16 protein-coding genes are annotated in these 19,211 nt (G+C 33.8%); 4 read left to right on the top strand and 12 right to left on the bottom strand.

Annotated elements, in window-relative coordinates:
* Window positions 1-315: 315 nt before the first annotated feature.
* The 3 genes from LA20249_RS02255 to LA20249_RS02245 form a co-directional block, all read right to left on the bottom strand.
* A complete protein-coding gene (locus LA20249_RS02255; protein WP_057739404.1) occupies window positions 316-2,643 on the bottom strand; it encodes a beta-galactosidase in 2,328 nt (775 codons plus the stop codon).
* Between the two features lie 16 nt (window positions 2,644-2,659).
* Window positions 2,660-3,910: an oligosaccharide MFS transporter gene (locus LA20249_RS02250; RefSeq protein WP_235806780.1), complete on the bottom strand. Its 1,251-nt coding sequence runs from the start codon at window positions 3,908-3,910 to the stop codon at window positions 2,660-2,662.
* A 114-nt stretch (window positions 3,911-4,024) separates the two neighbouring features.
* The gene (locus tag LA20249_RS02245) at window positions 4,025-4,939 is read right to left on the bottom strand and encodes an AraC family transcriptional regulator (protein WP_057739402.1); all 915 of its coding nucleotides are present in this window, start codon (window positions 4,937-4,939) and stop codon (window positions 4,025-4,027) included.
* A 173-nt stretch (window positions 4,940-5,112) separates the two neighbouring features.
* Here LA20249_RS02245 and LA20249_RS02240 point away from each other — a divergent pair, with 173 nt between their 5' ends.
* Together LA20249_RS02240 and LA20249_RS02235 are read left to right on the top strand one after the other, a co-directional pair.
* Window positions 5,113-8,439 carry a tetratricopeptide repeat protein gene (locus LA20249_RS02240; RefSeq protein WP_057739401.1) on the top strand — a complete coding sequence of 1,109 codons (3,327 nt, stop codon included), beginning with the start codon at window positions 5,113-5,115 and terminating at the stop codon, window positions 8,437-8,439.
* Entirely contained in the window at window positions 8,433-9,452 is a 1,020-nt protein-coding gene (locus tag LA20249_RS02235) for an aldose epimerase family protein (protein ID WP_057739400.1), read from the top strand. The genes LA20249_RS02240 and LA20249_RS02235 overlap by 7 nt, the downstream gene beginning before the upstream one ends.
* A gap of 223 nt (window positions 9,453-9,675) precedes the next feature.
* Here LA20249_RS02235 and LA20249_RS02230 read toward each other — a convergent pair whose 3' ends face one another.
* From LA20249_RS02230 to uvrC, 3 genes are all read right to left on the bottom strand, one after another.
* A complete protein-coding gene (locus LA20249_RS02230; RefSeq protein ID WP_057739399.1) occupies window positions 9,676-10,620 on the bottom strand; it encodes a magnesium transporter CorA family protein in 945 nt (314 codons plus the stop codon).
* A gap of 126 nt (window positions 10,621-10,746) precedes the next feature.
* A complete protein-coding gene (gene map / locus LA20249_RS02225; protein WP_057739398.1) occupies window positions 10,747-11,586 on the bottom strand; it encodes a type I methionyl aminopeptidase in 840 nt (279 codons plus the stop codon).
* Between the two features lie 14 nt (window positions 11,587-11,600).
* Window positions 11,601-13,418, bottom strand: a complete 1,818-nt coding sequence (gene uvrC / locus LA20249_RS02220; protein ID WP_057739397.1) for an excinuclease ABC subunit UvrC — start codon at window positions 13,416-13,418, stop codon at window positions 11,601-11,603.
* Window positions 13,419-13,584: 166 nt separating this feature from the next.
* On the opposite strand from uvrC, the gene LA20249_RS02215 reads away from it, so the two are divergent.
* Window positions 13,585-14,145, top strand: coding sequence for a hypothetical protein (locus LA20249_RS02215; RefSeq protein ID WP_057739396.1), 561 nt, complete (start codon window positions 13,585-13,587; stop codon window positions 14,143-14,145).
* 95 nt (window positions 14,146-14,240) lie between these two features.
* Window positions 14,241-14,387: an SPJ_0845 family protein gene (locus LA20249_RS11725; protein WP_164477436.1), complete on the top strand. Its 147-nt coding sequence runs from the start codon at window positions 14,241-14,243 to the stop codon at window positions 14,385-14,387.
* Window positions 14,388-14,675: 288 nt separating this feature from the next.
* Here the strand turns inward: LA20249_RS11725 and LA20249_RS02210 are convergent, their stop codons facing one another.
* The 6 genes from LA20249_RS02210 to LA20249_RS02185 all read right to left on the bottom strand — a co-directional run bounded on the left by LA20249_RS02210 (window position 14,676) and on the right by LA20249_RS02185 (window position 19,011).
* A complete protein-coding gene (locus LA20249_RS02210) occupies window positions 14,676-15,191 on the bottom strand; it encodes a hypothetical protein (protein ID WP_057739395.1) in 516 nt (171 codons plus the stop codon).
* 151 nt (window positions 15,192-15,342) lie between these two features.
* The gene (locus LA20249_RS02205) at window positions 15,343-16,047 is read right to left on the bottom strand and encodes an MgtC/SapB family protein (RefSeq protein WP_057739394.1); all 705 of its coding nucleotides are present in this window, start codon (window positions 16,045-16,047) and stop codon (window positions 15,343-15,345) included.
* A gap of 80 nt (window positions 16,048-16,127) precedes the next feature.
* Window positions 16,128-16,700 (bottom strand): PTS sugar transporter subunit IIA, encoded by a 573-nt coding sequence (locus LA20249_RS02200; RefSeq protein WP_057739393.1) that lies wholly within the window; start codon window positions 16,698-16,700, stop codon window positions 16,128-16,130.
* A 133-nt stretch (window positions 16,701-16,833) separates the two neighbouring features.
* Window positions 16,834-17,286, bottom strand: a complete 453-nt coding sequence (locus tag LA20249_RS02195) for a low molecular weight protein-tyrosine-phosphatase (protein WP_057739392.1) — start codon at window positions 17,284-17,286, stop codon at window positions 16,834-16,836.
* A gap of 3 nt (window positions 17,287-17,289) precedes the next feature.
* The gene (locus LA20249_RS02190; RefSeq protein WP_057739391.1) at window positions 17,290-17,568 is read right to left on the bottom strand and encodes a helix-turn-helix domain-containing protein; all 279 of its coding nucleotides are present in this window, start codon (window positions 17,566-17,568) and stop codon (window positions 17,290-17,292) included.
* Between the two features lie 573 nt (window positions 17,569-18,141).
* Complete coding sequence (locus LA20249_RS02185) at window positions 18,142-19,011, bottom strand: LysR family transcriptional regulator (RefSeq protein WP_057739390.1); 870 nt, start codon at window positions 19,009-19,011, stop codon at window positions 18,142-18,144.
* Window positions 19,012-19,211 lie beyond the last annotated feature (200 nt).

The following is a 19,211-nucleotide window of genomic DNA, read 5'->3' as shown; positions in this document are numbered from 1 at the left end:
CTCAAAAACATTAAATAGCTTGTATTAATGATATTAATAATGATTTATCTGTTAAAACTAGCTATGGAAAAATATAATATCTAAGGTCCTGCTACTATTTACCAATGGATCCATATATCAACACTTTGTCGCTAATGGATTAATTCAATTCAGAAATGAGAGGACAATTCATTCTGATCAAGAATTTCATTATCAAAATAAATTGGCCGGAAAGACACCCGTAGAATACTGGATGCTTTCCGACCAACTAGTTGCTTAAAACAAACTCCAATTATTGGGGGTCACTTCAGAGTTTGCTCCCCTTAGCCTCTTTTTCTAAATTTTGAACTCATAAATAGGCTTTAATTCAATATTTTCTAGATTCATTATTTCACCTGAATCAACTTCACTTCTAGCAGCCATAGGTGAATCACTTTTAATTTCTTGCTCTTTTCTAATTGGAGTAATGGAAATATAGACTTTTTCATCATTTCCGACATTTACGGTATGTCGTAAACCAATTTCCCAAGTTCTACCATTTGCATAATTATCATTAATCAACTTATCTTGATAAAAGGCGTAGCCAATATCACCTTGATAATCAATTTTTAGCCGTAAATCTTTGACGGAATCTTTCACAAGATCCGTAGTATTGACACTCAATAAGACTTTTCCATCAGTAATACGCTCTTTACTGAATGAAGGTATGATTTTATCAGTTATTAAATTATAATCTGTTGTTAATTCATTCTTTGATGCAACTGTTAATTTACTCAATAAATCATCTGAAATCAAATCATTGATAACCTTGATTTTTATTTCATTATTTGAACTCTCAAATCTCAAACCATTATCATCAACTAATAATTGAGCTGAAGTAAAGATCACATTCTCATGATCACCATAAGTAAATTTCCAAAAGTTTAAACTTTCCTCATTGGTCAAAGTATAAAGCTCTACTTGTTTACCATCTGAATTAGTTAAATCGATTTTAGTCATTTCTGAACTCTCAGGGTGAACGATGATCAAATCATTTTCTTGATTGATAGTTCCCTTAGTAATTTGAATATCCTTAACAGTCTGTTTGTCAAAAACATATTCAGGTTCCATCCCACGAGGTTGATAGAAGAAATAAATTTGTCTATCACCTTGGGCAATCTTAGTTATTAATTGAACTGTTGCTGTTTTTAAAAGTACATCCTTAATATTTAGATTAAATGGTAAGATACAACTCTCTTCTTTATCTAGATTAAAACCACCATCGTATGGAAATCTGAGTTTTTCATTATCTAGTTCCAAATCAATTGCTTCATTCTTTTTGTCTTCGTTTTTAACATGATCTTGATAATTATTAACAAAAACATAGCCAGAACCATCTTTTTGTCTAATTGAATATCTTAACTTCTTAACATCTTCTGGCTTGATATCTTCACTGCCATCAGGTAAAATAGTTTCCATCTGACAAAACTTGTCTTCAAAAGTCGTAAAGAAATAATGTTGACGTTTGAGACGGTAGTATGAAGGTCTGGTCTGACCGAACTCACCTAATGGTGCTTGATAATCATAGCTAACTTTCGGGGTAGCATTTTCATTCAAATATGGTGTCTTGATGCCTAGCGGATTTGAGCCACCATGAAATACATAATAGCCGACAAAATTACATCCACTGGCCACTTTAACATTAGTCATTGCATCAACACTTTGATATGGCAATTTGAAGCGATAACCATAAAATACTGTCATACCACCACCCATTTCGCAGGCAGCATAAGGGACTTTCTTAGGATCATATTGTGGATCAAAATTATAAGTTGGGTAATGATAATCACGATAAATATATTCTGGCGTAGCTGGATGTTTCTTGATGCTCTTGTCATAGAAAATCCAAGGCCAGAAAGCATAACCGCCCCATAAAGGTAAAACTGTATCAGTTTTTGCAACAGCTCCACCCCAGCCGGTTCCTGTATAGATTGGAGCAATCATCCCAGCATCTTTAGCTAATTTCTTCAAAGTTTTAATATGTTCGTTGCCATCTGAACCTGATGGAATCCATTCTCCACTAGTGCCGGTCGTTATTTCCCAAGCAGCACCAGCATGTTGAAATTCATTTTCCAATTGGATACCAATGATTGGCCCACCATCTTTATAAAATAAACCATGAACTTGTTTACCAATTTCATCATATAATTTTTTAACATAGCCTAAATATCTCTTATCATTGGAGCGAGTTACTAATGGCTCAGCATATAACCAATCTGGAAAGCCACCATTTCTAGCTTCACCGTGATCCCAAGGCCCAATCCTCAAGATAACGTCGATTGAATGTTTCTTACATAAGAGAATAAATCTACGTAAGTCCTTATTACCTGTCCAGTCGAAGTGCCCTTTGACCTCCTCATGATGATTCCAAATCACATACGTAGGAATAATGTTAATGCCTGCCATTTTCATTTTAATCAATTCATCTTCCCATTCATCACAATTGTAACGACTGAAATGAAATTCACCACAGATACCAAAGAATGGATGATTATTTCGGACCATATAGTGGTTGGTAAAACTAAATTCATTGCCATTTGGATCTTTACCATGTAATTGTGGTAAAGCAGGTTGAATATCACTTTCTTGATTCTTCAAATTAATTGAATGTTCAAAAACTTTCATTATTATACTCTCCCTTTTATGCTGTCACTTGTTCTCCCTCAGCAAATTTATTTCCATAATTAAGAGCTCTCTTATCACCTGTCAACAGTTTAGAAGATAGTAATGTGAAGACACATGCAAGTATTCCAATGATCACATAAGTCTTAGAGAATCCAATTGAGGCATAGAATTTACCAAACAAAGGTGAAAGGATAATCGACATAGCTGAACTAGTAAACAAACATCCTAGATAAATAGATGAAGATAGACGTAAGTCAAAATTCAGTGAAATGTACTTGAATTGAGCGACTAAAAATAATGGCTTTTCAAATGAATGAATAAACTTCATAGCTCCGATCCAAAGTGGCCCCCATTGAAAAGAAGAACCAACAATTCTGATTGACATAATGGTACCTGCTAAAAGCAAAGTTCGTTTTGCTCCAAGTTTCTTACAAATAACTGGTGCAACAGCCAAAAAAATTGCTTCAAAAAATGTTTGAATAGAACCTAAATCACCGAACCATTTATTACCAGCAGCAGCTGAAGAAAATTGTCTAACGAAATAAGTGCCAAATTGTTGATCATAAACGTCATAGATTGAACCAACTCCAATCATAAAAATCAGTAAAAAGATAAATTTTTTATTTTTAACAAGTCCAAAAGTATCTTTCAGTTTGACTGAATCAGCCTTTTCCTTTTCTTCCGTTGAAAGATTAATCTTAGTCGTTGCCAAAGCAATCATAGCTAACAGACTAGCAAAAGAAGCAAGCCAGAAAGTAATATTAGGATCAATATTAATAATTCTTCCGGCTAAAAATGTAGCTGCCGCCCAACCAAATGAACCAAACATTCTACATCTACCATACTCAAAACCATATTTTCTAGAGATTTTATCCATAAATGAATCGATTGCTCCGTAGCCTGCATTAAACACAAAGCCTAAATACAAACCACCGACGATAGCTCCTAACCAAAAAGCGCTCTTTAGCAAAGGTCCATATACATAAATGAAGAAAGGTCCGATTGGTAGTAAAATCAAAAGAATTCCTAATAACAAGTTTTTCTTCAAACCAATCTTATCTGATACAAATCCCAAAAGTGGTTGCATCACTAAGGCCATGAAAGAATTAGCAGAATACAGGATTCCTGTTTGTGTACTACCTATTCCCATTACTTGACCAAGCCAGATAACGAAAAAGGACATTGCGGCCGACCATGCAAATAGGTAAAAGAAGCTAACTGCACTAACGGCAATATAATTACGTTTACGCAAATCAATTTTAAGCAATTTCAAACAACTCCTTATTTTATTTTTTCGTAGACCTACATTTGAATTCAATAAAATAATATATCGAAATCGCTTACACAAAAATAGATATTCTCACTAAAAAGATGGACTATTTTACACATGGACATTATAACTAGTACCGGATTGATACCGATTGCGATAGTTTACTGGAGAAACTTTATAGATTTTTTTAAATGCTCTGGAAAAATAATATGGATCAGAATACCCTAAACCTTGAGCAATTTGTTGAACTGATAAATTAGTGTTTTGTAAATAATGACTAGCTTGCTTGATCTTAATCGACGTGATAAATTCATTCACCCCCATATCCAAATTATTCTTAAAAATTCGACTTAAATAGCTAATTGACACACCTAAATGGTCTGTCAATTTTTTTAATGTGATTCGCTGATCTAAGTTATCATAAATATATTGAATGGCTTTTGTTAAATGTTCATTCCCCATGTTCTTCTTCTCACCAGGTAATTTAGAATGCATATTCACATAAGCTAACAACGTACCTAATATTTGTGAATCATAAAAAACAGCTTCAAAAGAAAAGCCGGAAGTCAAAACTTGGATCATCTGCCAAAATAAGGACATTAAATAATTAATATCATCCTCTGAATCTTCCTTTGAGTAGATAAAACCATTTTGTGTCTGAGTTGGCAATGACAAATATTCATGAACTAATTTACCTGAAAAATGAACCCAAAAAATATCCCATGGATGCATTTCGGATGCAAAATAAGTATGTTCAATATTTGGAGGCATTATTATGATTGAACCTCTTGATATGGACCATTTTTTTGTTGAGGACTCTATGGTACCTTCTCCACCGGTACAAAAGATCATGACCCATTCATTAGCTCCCAAAGGACGATGGACATAATGATACTTAGCCTTAGGATAAAAGCCCAAGTCAGTCACATATAAATCTTTAATAATAGAAGAATAGTCAAATTGTTGCAATATTTCATCTGGTAAAACAAATAGATATTCATTAGCAAATCCTTCTAATTTACGCATAATATCTGCCCCCTTGTTGATACATTCACTTTTAATATACCATTAATAGCCTTTGCAGTAAGCGTTTACTAAATGTAGTGTAAGATTATCCATCTTTAGTGAGTAACTACACATTTTAAGTAATCGATTTCAGAATTAATATATCCTTAGAAAAGTAAAGGAGATACCTGTTTATGGATACCATTAAAAATAAAAACAATTTAAAAGTTACCGTAACTGAAAAAAAAATTACTATTCCAACATACAAAACTGGAAAACCTGAAAAAAATCCAATGTTTTTAGAGAATCGTGCTTATCAAGGCAGTAGTGGTAAAGTTTATCCTTATCCAGTGACTGAAAAAATCAAAGATATCAAAGAAGATAAAGTTTACACCGCTATTATTTTGGAAAATAAATATGTTCAAATTACCTTTTTACCTGAATTAGGTGGCAGAATTCAAAGAATGATAGATAAAACCAACAATTATGATTTTGTTTATTACAATCACGTTATAAAGCCGGCACTTGTCGGTTTAGCGGGTCCTTGGATCTCAGGCGGAATTGAACTCAATTGGCCCCAACATCATCGTCCAGATACTTATTTGCCAGTCAATTATTCAATTAAAAGTAATTCTGATGGATCAAAGACCGTTTGGATGAGCGACGTCGATCGAATGTATGGAACTAAGATTGTAATCGGCTTTACGCTTTTTAAAGATAGGTCATATTTAAAACTTGAAGAAACTTTCTCCAATCCGACCGAATTGCCACAAACTTTCCTTTGGTGGGCTAATCCAGCTGTTCCTGTTAATGAACATACGCAATCAATTTTTCCACCTGATGTTCATGCTGTGTTTGATCACGGCAAACGAGCCGTTTCGACTTTCCCAATTGCAACCGGTGAATATTATAAAATGGACTACTCTGCAGGGGTAGACATTTCGAGATACAAGAATATTCCCGTCCCAACCTCCTATATGGCAGCCCATTCTGATTACGATTTTCTGGGAAATTATGACTACCAGAAACAAGCTGGTTTACTACATGTTGCTGATCACCATACATCCCCTGGTAAAAAGCAATGGACTTGGGGCAATGGTGATTTTGGTAAAGCCTGGGATCACCAATTAACTGACAACGATGGTCCTTATATTGAATTGATGGTCGGAACTTTCACTGACAATCAGCCTGACTTCACTTGGTTAAAACCTCATGAACAAAAACGTTCAACTGAATATTTTATGCCTTATCGTGCTGTTGGTGCTGTTAAAAATGCCACTATCAAAGGTGCAATTAATCTATCTAAAGATGATGATCGAGTGACAATTGCCGCATATACGACCTCAGAATACCGAAATGCCCACCTTGAATTAAAATATGATCAACAGGTTATCAGAAATATCAAAGTGAATATTGCACCTGATAAGCCCTTTACGACTGAACTATCAGGAATTGACCATCCTCTTAAAGGTTTAAGTTTAAGTTTATTCGATTGTAATAATGAACTATTAGTAAAATATCTACCTAAAGACAAGAAAATTGAAAAAATCCCAGATCCTGCTGAAGCTATTCCAGTTCCTCAAGAGTTAAAAACTAATGATGAACTATTCTTTGCTGGACAACATTTGGAACAATATCGACATGCTAGCTTTCAACCAAAAGATTACTATTTAGAAGGTCTCAAGCGAGATCCTGACGACGAACGTATTAATGATGCTTATGGCCTAATCCTGTTTAGAAATGGTCTCTTTGCTAAAAGCGAAAAGTACTTCAAGAATGCTATCAAACGTTCTAATGAACACAACACTAATCCTGTCTCAGGAGCACCTATGTATCATCTTGGTTTGAGCTTGGTCAAACAGGGTCGAATTGAAGAAGCATATGATGATTTCTTTAAAGCAACTTGGTCTGACAATACCAAAGCTATCTCCTTCTTTGAAATGGCTAAATTAAAGCTACGTTCTAAAGATTATCAAAAGGCCTTAGATTTTATTCAACAGTCATCGAATTATAACTACTGTGATACGACAAATAAATTCTTAGAAATCCATGTTTTAAACTTATTAGCCCAATCTCAAGCCGCCAAAAATATTCTTGAGCACAGTTTAAAATTTGATCCCTTAAACTTAGGATTATTATACGAATTATCTCAAATCGATCCAGATAATCAGACGAATTCAAAACTGCTTATTAAAGCCAGCACTAAATTAAATGATATTTTGAACTTGGCTTCATTATTCATTGAAACTGGACAATATGCAGATGCAATCAATGTTTTGAATTTATCTGAATCACAAAATCCTCTTAAAGAATATTATTTAGCTTATGTCTTTGACCTGATTGGCCAAAATAAGGCTGCTTTAAAGCATGCGCAAACAGGCGCAAACCTATCTCCAGACTACGTTTTCCCTAACAACCTCTTTGATATTTTGGTTTTGCAAAAGATTATTCGCCTGAATCCTCAAGATGGCTTAGCTAATTATTACCTCGGCAATATTAATTACGATCGTAAAAACTATAACCTCGCTCAAGAATATTGGGAAAAGTGTACTCAGTTGAATCCTGATTACCCAATGGCTTATCGTAATTTATCAATCAAATACTTCAATAAGGACAATAATTCAAAAAGGGCACTAATTGCTTTGGAAACCTCTTTTAAATTAGATCCTAATAATGCTCGTTTAGTCTTCGAATTAGATACTTTGTATGAAAAATTGAATCATTCTTTGACTGACCGTCTCTCATTCTTAACTTCACATGAGAATTTAGTTAAGCAAAGAGATGACAGTTATATTCAACTAATAACCTTGTTAAACGATACCGGAAAGTACCAACAAGCCTATGACAAGATCATGGTTCATAATTTCCATCCTTGGGAAGGTGGAGAAGGTAAAGTAAGCACTCAGTACAAATATTCTCTAGTTGAATTGGCCAAAATTGATCTGCAAGAAAAAAATCCCTTGAAGGCTATTGAAAAATTAACTAAAGCACTAACCTATCCTGAAAATATTGGTGAAGGCAAATTAGTGACTTTGCATGAAAATATTGTGACCTACTATCTTGGCTTAGCCTATAAAATGGTCGACGATTCACAAAATTCCATCTTCTATCTAACTGAAGCCACAAAAGGTATTGTTGAGCCAACGAACATGATGTACTACAACGATGAACCTGCTGATGCTATCTTTTATCAAGGACTTGCTTGGGAACAATTAGGAGAACAAAAAAAGGCCGTGGCAAAATATCATAAATTGCTCACTTATGGTGAAAAACATCTTTTTGATAAAATTACTGCTGATTATTTTGCTGTTTCTTTGCCTGATTCACTATTATTTGATGAGAATCATCAAAATAAAAATAGCATTAACTGCTATTATCTGATGGGCTTAGGCTATTTGGGCTTACAGCAAACTAATAATGCAAAAAAGATGTTTACAAAAATCAATAATCTCACAAATCATTTTCAAGAGGTTAAGCGCCAGGATCTCTTCAAAGATGAAATAGAAAGTGACTTATCATAGAAAACTCTAAAATCCAATACGATAAAAACAAATATGAAATCACGCTACAAAATGACAATGGTATGATCGTTAAACTTTTGAATTACGGAGCAACACTTGAAAAAGTGATGGTTCCTGACCATGGTAAGTTGATCAATCTAATTTTGAGTTTAGATTGTCCAGAAGATTATGATAAAGAAAGAAATTTTCTTGGTGGCACTGTCGGAAGAGTCATCGGCAGAATCAAATCTGGTTTATGGCAAAAAAATGACACAAAAGCCTATCATTTTGAACTAAACGAGAATAACATTACCCATTCACATGGTGGGAAAAGAGGATTAGATACCAGAATCTTTGACTTTAAAGTAAATCAATCAGAATTTGATTGTAGTGCTAGCTTTCATTATTTAGATCTAGATGGTAATAATAATTATCCTGGAAACTTAGATATAACGGTCAAATACACTTTAAATAATCAAGATACCCTTTTCTATTCGGTATTAGCGGTCACTGATGCGACAACCCTTTGCAATATAGCCAATCATGTATATTTCTGCTTAGATGGTCCTAAAAGTAATATTAAAAACAATTTATTGATGATAAATGCGGACCAATATTTACCACTAGATAAAGACCACATCCCTCTAGCTAGCACTCAAAATGTCGCTGACAGTTGTTTTGATTTTCGAAATGAAAGAATTCTTAACCAAGCCTTAGGTTCATCTGATTCCCAAATCAAACATGAAAACGGACTTAATCATCCCTTCATCTTGAATAATAATTCAGCACCGGCTGTAAAACTTTATTCATCAGATAGACGTAGATCAATGATTTTAAGAACAACTGCTCCAGCCATTGTTGTTTACACTGGAAATCATTTTAATCACACTGGTCTAACTCATGATTTCAATCAGTATGGTGGAATTGCTCTAGAAGCACAGATACCTCCTAGTTCTAGTAACGATTTAAGAGACATGATCCTCAGACCCAACGAAAAATATCTAACTCAAACTTCTTGGAACTTTAAATATTGAATTCGGTCAAAAGTTTGATCTCAACACTTTGTTCATCAGCTCAGTATTTTGCTTTAGACTTCCTTCAGATTCCACCTCACGGTGGACACCCTTATCCTCGGCTAGTGATTCCGACTACTACGGCTCACAGTGGACTTTCACCACCAAGTTAGCACCCATGCAGGGTGCGCCTAAAAAATACAATCATCAGAATCATGATGATTGTATTTTTTTATTCTTAAAATCATTTAGAGTAATCCTTATTACGCAAATATATTCCAAAGATAATTGAGACTAAAACGGCCGCAAGCATTACGATTACAAAACCTATTTTAGATTTAGTTCCCGGCAATCCTCCAACGTTCATCCCCCATACCCCGGCAAATAATGATGGTATGGAAATAATCAAGGCTACTGAATCTAGATATTTCATTAAATTATTCAAACTACGATCCATCATACTGACAAATAAATTACTAATACTTTCCAAAAGATCACGATATATATTGACCATCTTCTCTGCATGTCGTTGTCGTACTCTGATATCATAGCTCAATTTTTCATCGGCTAATCCTGTCAAAAAATCTTCATCAGTTAAAAGTTTATCCAAAACTTCTTTTTGATCTAATAAAGTCTGATCAATATATACGACAACTCGCTGTGTATCTGTTAATTTGACCAATTCTTCCTTACCAGCAGCCTTTCGTGATGCTTGGTCTAACTTATCAATTTCTTCTTTAATCTCGCTTAATTCGGCAATAAAGTGCCTATAAGTTGTATAAGCCAAACGAGCAATTATTTTTTCAAAATTATTCAGATCAGTGGCATTGTTCTCTAGCAAATGATCGATCAACGACGATTCTCTGCAGACATGTGTTATTAATAAATCGTCAGCTTTTAAAATTGTTACCGGTTCTAATCGCTCCTCAATGGTCTCAGTTTTACTATCATATAGATCCATCAAAACTAAAACCATAGGATTCTTTAATTTAGTATCCTTCAACGATTCAAATCTAGTAACCTCCTCAGCTTCATTTCTTGCACTAAATAATTCATCTGGTAATGAATATTCATCATTGATTTTACTCAAAGTCTCCTTGGTTACTGCATCTTCTCGAAGTACTAACCAATTTCCGTTTTCTTGGTCGCTTTTTTCTACCCCGTCCTTACTTACACGATAATATGTCATATTCACTCCTCCATAAATTTGAAAGTAAAATAATTATATTAATAATAAGTTTTATCTGTAAAGAAATTACAAAAATACCGTCTATATTGCACAATTGTGCTTAAATATAGACGGTATTTTAATGAACTATTTAGTTTGTTTATGTTCCTTCAAATAATCACGAGCCCACTTTAGATACTTCTCATCTTCAGCAGCGTCTTGTGAAGTTAGAATCTTTGGCCCATCTTCAGTAATAGCCAAGGTATGTTCATATTGGGCAGACCAAGAACCATCGGCACTAGCATAATAAATCCAGTCATCATTAGGATCATCCAATTGACGATCAACAATTTCCCAAGTACCTTCATTGATCATTGGTTCAATAGTAATTGTCATCCCATTTTTAAGGCGCAATCCCTTACCAGGTTCTCCATAGTGCAAAACATCTGGTTGTTCATGCATAGTAGGTTGAATACCATGTCCACAGAGTTCTCTAACGTCTCCATAGCCGTGTTCATCCTCAGTATAATGTTGAATTGCATAACCGATATCTCCCAAACGATTGCCAGCAACACTTTGAGCAATTCCTAAATACAATGACTTCTTAGTAACTTCCATCAAATCTGAAGTTTCCTGAGTAACTGATCCTACCGCATAACTCCAACATGAATCACTTTGGTAACCCTTATAACTAACCGTCATATCAACTTTTACGAGATCGCCTTCGTGTAAAATCAAATTGCGACGTGGTGTTCCATGAGCTACTTCGTCATTAACATCAACGCAGGTAGCGTATTTATATCCTTCAAAACCCTTTTCTGAAGGAACAGCACCGTGACTAACGATGTAATCATTGGCAAACTCTTCAATCGAATAGGCTGAAATCCCTGGTTTGATCATATCACGCAAACCTAAATGGACTCCCGCTAGAATTTTACCAGACTCTCGCATTCCTTCTATTTCACGTTCTGACTTTAATGTAATCATATATTTTCCCCCAATTAACCTTTATGGTATTTTTTATGAAAATTAGTACTTGCTAAGGTAATTTTTATCGTCTGTGCAGTTGTCTTAGGAATCCCTAAATCAGTCAACTGTTCAACTGAAGCCTCTTTCATCTTTTTAACGGAACCAAATTTTTTCAATAGTTTAGTCCGGGTTTTAGGACCAACACCTTGAATATTATCCAATTGTGACGACAAAGCATTTTTACTCCTAGTCTTTCGATGGAATGTAATTGCAAAACGGTGGACCTCATCTTGTATTCGCTGCAACAGATAAAATCCTTGGCTCTTACGATCTAATGGTACCTCAATCCCATCTTCTCCGACAATTAAATGTGAAGTATTATGGTGATTATCTTTGACCATTCCGGCTACAGGTATATCAATTCCCAATTCATTGACTAAAACATCCATAACTGCACGTAATTCGATAATGCCACCGTCCATTAAAATTAAATCTGGTAAAGCAGCATCTTCCTTGATTAGACGTGAATAGCGCCGATAGATCACTTCCCGGGTATTAGCCGCCTCATCAGCTCCTGACTGGTGCTCGACTTCACCTTTTATCTTATATTTACGATAACCACTCTTTTCAGGTCGACCGTCCTTAAACATAACCATAGCCGACACGGGATTTGTTCCCTGGATGTGTGAATGGTCAAATGATTCAATAACGTGGCCATATGGTAAATCTAAGGCATCAAAAATCTGTTTTTGAGCACCATAAGTCTGACGATTATCTAATTCCATCAAACGGAATTTCTCCTGTAAAACTAATTTAGAATTCTCCGCTGCCATATCCATCAAATCTTTTTTCTGACCACGTTGTGGAGTTCGAAACGGTATATTCAATACTTGTGAAAGTGTTTTTTTATCCAAATTATCAGGTACCAAGATCTCTTTAGGCAATACTTGATTACGACGATTATAAAATTGCAAAATGAACGTCGATAATTCCTCTTCAGGAGTATTGATACAGGCAAAAACTTTCTTCTCACGCTTCATTAATCTAGCTTGGCGAATAAAGAAGATTTGAATTGAGATCCAGCCTTTTTCAACATAATAATTAAAAATATCTCGTGGCGTACTGTCATTAGAAATAATTTTCTGCTTTTCAACCGTGGTTTCAATGTACTTAATCTGATCTCGTAACTCTGCAGCCCGTTCAAATTCCATTTTTTCAGAAGCTGTTTCCATTCTTTCTTCTAGTTGATGTTTGATTTCACCCACGTTACCACCTAAAAAGCGTTTGATCTTCTCAATTTGATTATCGTATTTTTCCTTAGGAACGGTTTGAAAGCAAGCTCCCAGACATTGTCCCATGTGGTAGTAAAGGCAAGGACGACCTAGATTACCTTGGCACCTTCTCAAGGGATAGACTTTTTGTAGGAAATTCAAAGTATTTGAAGCAGCCCAAACATTAGGATAAGGCCCAAAATAATAGCCACCATCTTTTTTAATAGAACCAGTTATTTCCATCTTAGGATCACGTTCATTTGTAATCTTAATATAAGGATACCCTGTCCCTCGCTTCAATTTTATATTGTAATAAGGTTGGTGTTTTTGAATCAAAGTAATTTCTAATAAGAAGGCTTCCTTGTCATTAGAAGTGATAATTGTTTCAAAATCACGTATTTCGGATACTAACCGTGCTGTTTTTCCCTCATGGGAACTTTTAAAATATGAACGTACCCGATTCTTCAAATTTTTAGCTTTACCAACATAAATAATCTTCGAATTGATATCCTTCATTAAATAGCAACCCGGACGTGGTGGCAATAAGCTTAATTTGTGTTCAAGATATTCAGTTGCCAATAAATATCCCTCCTCATATTAGTCCGAACTTATTTAATCTTAAGTTAATCAAAATAATTGTCAACTTTAGTGCAACATTAATTTTTCACTTGTAAATAAATATAAACGGTATACAATTAGTTTTGTAAAATAGTTTTGCGTACAATTTATAAAAGGAGATTTTCTTATGACAAACAAATATATTGCAAATATTCAACCATTAAATGACGAATTTATTGGTACTAAAGCTCATGGTCAAGCTACTTTCACTGAATCAGACGACAAACTACACATCGAAATCGAAATGTTTGATACACCTAAGAATACTCAACATTGGGAACATTTCCATGGCTTTCCCGAAGGCAAGGATGCTCAAATAGCTACTATGGCTCAAGACAAGAATAAAGATGGTCTAGTTGATCTTCCCGAAACTGAAATAGTCTCTGGTACAACTATGGTTCCTTTCGACAATGCCCCTCAACATATGGATGTCCCTAATGACAATTATCCCGTTTCTGACGCTAACGGTCATTTCAAATATGAAATGGACGTTCCATTAAAAGAACTACAGAATAAATTTAAAGAAGTTTTTGGAACTGATGATTTGGAACTAGATAAACGTGTTATTTATGTCCATGGTGTTCCAGATAGTCTTGAATTGCCAAATAGCGTTGCTGGAGCTGTAGGCAATTACGATGCTCATACTACTTTACCTATCGCCACAGGCAAGATCGAAAAAGCTAATTAATTTTTATAATTTACAACGCTCAAGAATTTGTCATTTCTTTAAAAAGGTTTTATAATACAGTTAGATATAAAGAAACCTGAAAGGGGCTGGTACCGATGGGCTTAACAGTGAAACGTGAAAGTAATTTTGGAAGTTTGTTTGATAAATTTGCCTCTCTTCCCGATGATGTAAAAGAAAACGAAAAACGCGTAGATTCCGCAGCAAAGAAGTCTGGAAAAGACAAGAAGGAATCTAAAAAATAATAATTAAAACTTCTCTTATTAATGTCGCTCTAAAGAGTGATTGCCATTTGTTTAAAAAGTTTTATCAAAAAGAGTCTACTGAATTTAATTTCAGTAGGCTTTTTTGGTTGTCATTTTATTTTAGATTCTTTTATATTCCCAATAAAAAAAGCGACAATCAAAAATATGATCATCACCTATTACCCCATTATTTTTTAGAAATATCTGATTCTAATTCACGTAAATCAAGTAATTCTTGATACATTAAATATTCAAAATTATCGTCTAGAACACTATTAAATAATTGCATTATTTTCCCCTATTTTTTAATTTCATTTGAATGAAGTTGGCAGAAATCACTGGTCGGCTCATTTCCCGTCCTTTTTCATTCATATAATCGTCAATTGATAAAACTTTGCCATAAAACTCTATCGCATCATCTTCTTGTAAATCACTTATACCACGAGCAAAATCCGATGAGCCGTATCTGATCTTACAAGTTTTCGAAGGATCATTACCATCAAGCGTCACTAACATGGTCTGGTCCCTTGTATTTATTTTTTTAATATGTCCAAATTGATAAATTTTGGACCCAAAGTAGAGCGCTGTATTTTCATACAAATTATCGAATGAAACATACGAATAATTGCGACTCTTATTATCAAATTCCGTAATCCTTTTTTGATTTGATAAATTGATTACAGTTATTTTTGATTCCGTCACTTTACCCATAGTATTATTTTTTACAAATAGCAAGTACCCCATCAAAATAAATAGCGTGAATACAAAAATAATGAATAATCTTGAACGTAGAATTCTTAACATTAGTTCCCCCGATAGAAAAAGATAACAAAGGTCTAGACAAATTACAATGATTTATCCAGACTTAATTAATTAAATAAATTTACATAAAAATAAACATAAAAAAATGAGATTGAGACATAGCTTTTACGCCTATTTACATGCCTCGCACCCATTAAACGTTAATAGTTTCAACTTTTATAATATTTTCATTCATTGACAATCCTTCAACAATGTCAACGTAATCAATATTTTTCCCAAAGTCGATTGAATAAACATTAGTATAAATCTTCGTACTTTCTAATCTTGAAACGCTGAATCTGACACCCTCAACGGTTATATCGTGTCTTTGAAAATAATCATCGATAAATTTCTTTGTATCAATCTTGTGTTTATACTCAATTTTTAACTTTCGTACCGGACTGATTTTGATAATTTTCTTTAAGAAGCCCAAAACAGCATAGACGACTAAGAATCCTACTATGGCGATAATATAATCTCCCATACCAACAGCGATTCCCAGACATGCTACTACCCACAAACTAGCAGCTGTCGTCAATCCTCTGATTGAATGATGCTCCACAATAATTGTCCCTGCACCTAAAAAACCAATACCACTAACAACTTGAGCAATCAATCTAGCATCATCAGCTCTTAAAACGCCCTTATACTGTGGATATTGGCGAGCCATCTCTAAGGCGTCAAATCCAATATTTTTTTGGATCATAGCAATGATACATGCTCCCAGACAAACCAAGATATGTGTCCGCAAACCAGCTGGTCGATGTTTATACGCTCGATCCAATCCTATAATTCCAGAAAATAGTACCGCTAAAAGGAGTCGAATTATAACATTCAGAACACTCAATTGGCCCAAAATAATCCCTCCAGATCAATTAATTAACTACCTACAACAATATCATAATATATTTAATTTTTCATTGTCACAAAAGGATTCCTTCAGCTATTTACAAATAATTTTTCAACCTGTTTTGCTGTAGTCGTTTCTTTCAATGCATAGACAAATGTCGGTTTCAACAATAATCGAGCAATTCCCGCCATATATTTGACATGTGAGAAATCCTTTTCAGATTCAGGTATCAAGAGTGCTATCACCCAACTCACTTTTTGATCATCCCACATCAGTGGGTTCTCTAATTTCAAAATAATCATAGTTAATTTTTGTACCGAACTGTCGACAGCATGAGGCATTACTATACCACTACCTAAATTAGTCGCAGATTCTTTTTCTCGCAATAAAAATCTTCCGTAAAGTTTTTCAGAATCAGTTGCTAGATTCAATCTATGATAGAAATCAGTTAAATATTTTAGAACTTCTGCCTGCGAATGAAGATCAACTTCCATAACAATATTTTTAACATCTAAGATTTCAGAAAAATCACACTGTGCTTGTGCCTGACTGCGGGCTTTATTTTGTGGATCATGAATATCATTGGTTTCAATTCTTCCTTCATCAACTGAATCATCTGTCGAAAAAATATTTTTAATATGATTCCAAAGTGAATTAGACATATAAAAACCTCCAATAAGCATCTAAATATCAAAAAAAATTTTTGTCTAAAAAGGCTAGTATGGCAATCATCCCTGATGGTTACGACACTAGTCTTCTTTAATACTTAATAATTAAATGACTTTTTATCTGTATTTATTCTGATAAAGATTCAAGCCAGACAGGTAAAACTTCCATCAATTGGTGATAAGTTCTCTCGAAATTATGATCGTACCATGGATCTACAATTTCTTTATTTTTTCCAAGAACATCATAGGCTAAATGGATCTTTTCAACATCAAGTCTAGGAGCCATTTTGCGCAAATCAATAATATTTTGGTGATCCATTCCAATTATTAAGTCAGCTTCCTGAAAATCAGTAGCAGTGATTCTTCGTGCTCGATGTTTAAGTAAAGGAACATGTTGCTTCTTTAATTCTGCAATTGCCCCAACATGAGGTGGATTATCTATTTCATAATTTGAAGTTGCTCGTGAATCCACTTGGATTTGCTGACTAATGCCCTTTTTCTCAATTAAATCATGCATTATCATTTCTGCCATTGGCGAGCGACAAATATTTCCAAGACAAACGAAAATAACCTTTTTCATTTATTACTCCAAGCCTAATCTTTTCTTAACTTCATGTAATTGTTCTTCTAAGATTGGATCTTTTCGACTTAAAATATCTAAAGCATTAGCCTGTGGTGCTTTTTTAGTTGTAACTGATTTTTTCTGACTTTGATTGGTTTTTGTTACTTTCAAATATTTTCTAACCCAAGCAGCTACTTGTTGATATGAAATTCCGTATTTTTCACCCGTGGCTTTATAATCATTGTCATGCTCTACCGCGTATTGTGCAATTTCTTTTTGTTGTTCCTTATTGTAATTCATACTAAAACTCCTAAATAGCTTATTACAAGAAATTATACCATAGAAACGTATCTTATTATTGCTACAACACAGTTTTAAACGATTGTAGCCTTTAAAAAGCGCAAAAAAAATGGTAGCTCAGGGAGGAACCACCATTTATTGATAAATCATATATTTTTGTAATCATGAAATTATCTTGAAAGAAGAATCAACAGCTTGAACTTCTCTCGACTAAATTATGATACCATAAATAATTTAATTTTTGGACAGTTTACAAAAGTCGACAATTTATTATAAATTAAGCTTTTAAACGACAAAAGACCATCGAAATGGTCTTTTAACGAAAAATAAATTAAAAATAACAAACTATCCCCTAGTTTTTAATTCATTTTGAGTATAAAAAATGATAATAAAACAATATATACACAAATTAATAATTATACTGATGAGATACAATTTTTGTTAAATATACAAGAAATATTATTATTCATTTCTATCTACCGACTAAACACCAATACCCAATTGGTTAATCATATTTTACTTCATTGGGCTAGACCTGTATACCATAAATTTTTTATATTTAAAATAAATTATCTATATATTCCTAAAAATATGCATTAGTTTTGCAAGAGTTTCATCCCCAACCATATTGGGACGGTAAACAAATAGAATAAAAAATGATGGTAACTGTAAGTCATTAATTTTTATTTCTTGAATACCATCAACATCTTGAATTGCAGTTTCAGCTACAAAACTAACTCCTTTATCAGCCTTAACTAGATTCAACATCAAATGATAATCGGCAGTTCGAAACATTGTTTGTGGAGTCACATTATAGCGCTGAATGATATGTTGCAACACCTGACTATGAACTGATCCTTCGTCCAAAGAAATGAAATCTTCCTTAAATAATTGCTCAACCGTTTTAATTTTTGAAACATCCCGATCAGCCGAAGCGATGAATTTGAAACGATGTTCCTTAATCAACTGGTAATCCAAGTGATTTTCTTGTGGCAAAATGGTTGATCCTAAAAGTGATAAATCTATTTCGCCATTCTTTAATTTTGACAACAAAATCTTAGAACTCTCGGCTACAGGAATAATTGAATTAAGTAAATCAGCATCACGCAAGCGATCGAACACTTTTGGAATCACGTAATTTGTAATAATTGGTGGCCAACCCATAACAATTTTTTCTCGCTTGATCCGTTCCATATCATCGCTAATCAAATCATCTTCTAAAAGAATTCGATCAATATGCGTCAACAACTGTTGCCCTGCATAAGTTAATGATAACGAATTTGCATAGCTCTTTCGCTTAACCAATGACAACCCATAGGTCTGCTCTAATCGTTTCAATGAATAAGTAATCGTCGGCTGACTGACTCCAAAGAAATTGGCAGTATCTGAAAAGTTCTTTAATTCCGATAATTTTTTAAAATATTGATAATCTTTTAAATTCATCCTATCACCTATAAATTTTATTTATTAATGTTCAATTATTTGACTACATTTTTTATTATGTATTATTATACATTCGAAAGTTAATTAGCAACACAAATATTTAATATGCCAAGTAGGAATTTTCTTAAAATTCAATATATGTAAATTTAGTTTATAAATTATGATATGCATAAGTATATTAATTATTATAGTGTTGATAA

Source organism: Companilactobacillus alimentarius DSM 20249, from assembly GCF_002849895.1.
Lineage (GTDB): Bacteria > Bacillota > Bacilli > Lactobacillales > Lactobacillaceae > Companilactobacillus > Companilactobacillus alimentarius.
The sequence above is the reverse complement of the archived record's forward strand: the minus strand, read 5'-3'. Positions and strand labels throughout refer to the sequence as shown.